We start from the raw sequence: 3,338 nt of genomic DNA on the forward strand, positions 1-3,338 counted from the left end.
CCGAAGGCTATCCGGGCAAGCGTTATTATGGCGGCTGCGAATATGTCGATGAAATCGAAACCATCGCCATTGAGCGCGCGAAGCAATTGTTCGGCTGTGCATTTGCAAATGTGCAGCCCAATAGCGGCAGCCAGATGAATCAGGCGGTGTTCCTCGCGCTTCTGCAGCCCGGCGACACTTTCATGGGCCTAGATCTCAACGCAGGCGGGCATTTGACCCATGGATCGCCGGTAAACATGTCCGGCAAATGGTTCAATCCGATCGGATATGGTGTCCGCCGTGATGACCATCGGATCGACATGGACGAAGTTGCGCGCATCGCCAGAGAAAACAAACCAAAGCTGATCATCTGCGGCGGCACGGCTTATTCGCGGGGCTGGGACTGGGCCCGATTCCGGGAAATTGCGGATGAAGTCGGCGCTTACCTCCTGGCCGATATGTCGCATATCTCCGGGCTGGTTGCAGGCGGCGCGCATAGCTCGCCTGTGCCGCACGCGCACGTCACGACGAGCACAACGCACAAGTCGTTACGCGGGCCGCGCTCGGGCATCATATTGACCAATGACGAGGTACTGGCCAAAAAATTCAACTCGGCAATTTTCCCCGGGCTGCAGGGTGGGCCGTTGGTGCATGTGATCGCAGCAAAGGCTGTGTGCTTTGCCGATGCGATGAAGCCAGAATTCAAAAGCTACGCCGCCAATGTCGTCGAAAATGCGAAGGCGCTTGCATCTTCGTTGCAGGAACAAGGGCTCGATATCGTGTCCGGCGGCACCGACAACCACTCGATGCTGGTCGATCTGCGGCCCAAAGAAGCCAAGGGCAAGCATGCCGAACATGCGCTCGATCGCGCTTCGATTACGTGCAACAAAAACTCGATACCGTTCGATCCAGAAAAGCCGTTTGTCACGTCCGGCCTCCGCTTGGGCACCCCAGCTGGCACCACCCGTGGTTTTGGCCCGGCGGAATTCCGCCAGATCGGCAGGATGATCGCCGATGTCGTCGAAGGTCTTCGTCACAATGGCGAGGCTGGCGACGGCCAGATCGAAGCACGGATCAAGGACGAAGCCGAGGCACTTTGCGCACGCTTCCCAATCTACCCATCTTGAATTATATAGGTGACTTACCCATCTAATACACAGAAGGGAAATAACCATGGGATTTTGTAACGAGTGTAATGCCGAGTATGGCGAAGGGATGAAGTTCTGCCCGCAATGTGGCGCCAAAACGCCTGAGCAGCTTGCAGCCGAAAGCTTCCCCAACCAAGCCAAGCATTATGTCGGTGAAGCGGCTGATGAATTGTGGGGCGCGACCAAGGATGCGTTTCACACGGGCAAGCATTTGGCGGATCAAGATACCGTCAAGAAAGTTGCTGGCGGTGCCGCCATCGGCGCTGCAGCCGCGGTCATTGCCCCAATCGGACTAGCAACAGGCGCATTGATTGGCGCCGGTATCGTTGCCTACCGTCACGTAAACAAGAAAAAGAATCAGGAAAAATAATTGCGCTGCCCATTTTGCGGAAACGACGATAGTCAGGTTAAGGACAGCCGTCCCACCGAAGACAATAGCGCTATCCGCAGACGGCGGCAGTGCGAAGGTTGCGGCGGTCGGTTTACGACTTTTGAGCGCATTCAGTTGCGTGAGCTATCGGTGGTCAAGACCGACGGCAAGCGTGAGCCATTTGAGCGCGAAAAGCTTGAACGCTCTCTTTCCGTCGCGTGCCGCAAGCGTCCCGTCGACCATGCCCAGATTGAAAAGCTCGCCTCTGCCATTCAGCGGCAGCTGGAAACCTTGGGTGAAAGCGAAATTGATTCCAAGCGCATCGGCGAGTTCGTCATGGACGGATTAAAGGCCCTCGACAGCGTCGCCTACATTCGCTTTGCATCCGTCTACAAAGACTTCAGCGAGGCGAAGGATTTTGAAGATTTCGCCGGGAGCGTGGTTGAAGCGGCGCAGAAATGAGTTCGCCGCCGATCATCATTCTTGTGCGTCCACAATTGGGCGAAAATATCGGCAAAGCCGCCCGCGCTATGCTGAATTTCGGCCTGACGGAAATGCGCCTTGTCGCGCCGCGTGACGGGTGGCCCAACCCGAATGCTGGCCCTGCGGCGTCTGGCGCAGACATTGTGCTCGCCAATGCACAGGTTTTTCCAACGCTTGCCGAAGCGACAGCGGACATCGCGCATATCTATGCAACGACCGTGCGCAAGCGTGGCGTCACCAAGCCAGTCATCACGCCTGAGACAGCGGCTAAAGAAGTTGTTGGCAATGCCGGGCGAAGCGCAATCTTGTTCGGTTCGGAACGCTCCGGCCTTGACAGCGACGAAGTCAATGTTGCGCGCGCCATCATCACTGTGCCTATCAATCCAGAGTTTGGGTCCCTGAACCTCGCCCAGGCGGTCATTCTGTGCGCCTATGAATGGTCAAAAACCCAATCGCTGGCCAGCCCACCCAAAACCGATCTGGAACCGCCAGCGTCACAGTTTGAGCTCGACGGCCTGATCGCGCAGCTTGATGCCATGCTGGAACCGTTAAATTACTTCACACCGGTCGATCGTGCGCCCGTCACACGGCGCACCTTACGCAACTTGCTCACAAAACCTGCATGGAACGCCTATGAAGTCAGGACCTTGCGCGGGGTGCTGACCACATTGAACAGAAGGCGACCCGCCGAAGAATAGAGGCTTGGTAACCGCGCCCCGGCTGTTTGCATCCACGCGTAAAAAGCAATGCACCGCGCAGGGGCAATGGGATCAGGCATCTAAACCTTAAGCGCGATTGGCATCCCACTTTTCGAGCTCGTAGGCGATGGAGGCTTCAACCAAAAGCTCCCACAAGTCGCCGACGACCTCTGCGGGGATGCCAGCGTTGCGTGCGGCGTCTTTCACATTTGCCAGCACCTGTTGCTTGCGCGCTTCATCGCGCACCGCATTGCGTTCGGTTTTGATGCGCGCCGCAGCATCCATATAAGCAAATCGCTGCGCCAGCAGATCGACCAGCTGCGCATCAACGGCGTCGACGCCTGCCCGCACGTCAACCATGTTGGTGCAACTCTCAGGTGTTTTGGGGCTATCAGTGCTGCTCATGGCAGCGCCTTTAAGGTTCAGCGTGCCTAAAGTCGAGCCAGATGTTGACATATGGCCGATCTGCAGCCATAGGCGCCGCTTCGCAATCGACCCTGCATTCCGGTGAAGCAGGTGTCCGGCACATGCATATGTGTCGCGCGGGACCGGAAACAACGTTGTTAGCAATTGGAGTCTTAAAATGACGAAGCGTACAAGCTCGAAGTATAAACTTGACCGCCGCATGGGTGAAAACATCTGGGGCCGTCCAAAATCACC

The 3,338-nt window shown here is 56.8% G+C and carries 5 protein-coding genes and 1 pseudogene; 5 read left to right on the forward strand and 1 reads right to left on the reverse strand.

The window, feature by feature from the left end:
* From glyA to ACIQ5B_RS10575, 4 genes are all read left to right on the forward strand, one after another.
* On the forward strand, window positions 1–1,106 hold a 1,106-nt coding region (gene glyA / locus ACIQ5B_RS10560), incomplete at its 5' end, for a serine hydroxymethyltransferase (protein ID WP_397598983.1).
* Window positions 1,107–1,152: 46 nt separating this feature from the next.
* Window positions 1,153–1,497, forward strand: a complete 345-nt coding sequence (locus ACIQ5B_RS10565; protein WP_397598984.1) for a zinc-ribbon domain-containing protein — start codon at window positions 1,153–1,155, stop codon at window positions 1,495–1,497.
* On the forward strand, window positions 1,498–1,959 hold the full coding sequence (gene nrdR, locus ACIQ5B_RS10570; RefSeq protein ID WP_397598985.1) for a transcriptional regulator NrdR: 462 nt from the start codon (window positions 1,498–1,500) through the stop codon (window positions 1,957–1,959).
* Window positions 1,956–2,678: an RNA methyltransferase gene (locus tag ACIQ5B_RS10575; RefSeq protein ID WP_397598986.1), complete on the forward strand. Its 723-nt coding sequence runs from the start codon at window positions 1,956–1,958 to the stop codon at window positions 2,676–2,678. Before nrdR ends, ACIQ5B_RS10575 begins: the two co-directional genes overlap by 4 nt.
* 87 nt (window positions 2,679–2,765) lie before the next feature.
* On the opposite strand, the gene ACIQ5B_RS10580 is transcribed toward ACIQ5B_RS10575, so the two are convergent.
* Window positions 2,766–3,083, reverse strand: a complete 318-nt coding sequence (locus ACIQ5B_RS10580; protein ID WP_397598987.1) for a chorismate mutase — start codon at window positions 3,081–3,083, stop codon at window positions 2,766–2,768.
* 178 nt (window positions 3,084–3,261) lie between these two features.
* Between ACIQ5B_RS10580 and ACIQ5B_RS10585 the strand changes: the two are divergent.
* Window positions 3,262–3,338: pseudogene (locus tag ACIQ5B_RS10585) on the forward strand (30S ribosomal protein S4); the annotation flags it as partial.

Source organism: Sphingorhabdus sp. (assembly GCF_044374345.1).
Classification (GTDB): Bacteria; Pseudomonadota; Alphaproteobacteria; order Sphingomonadales; family Sphingomonadaceae; genus Sphingorhabdus_B.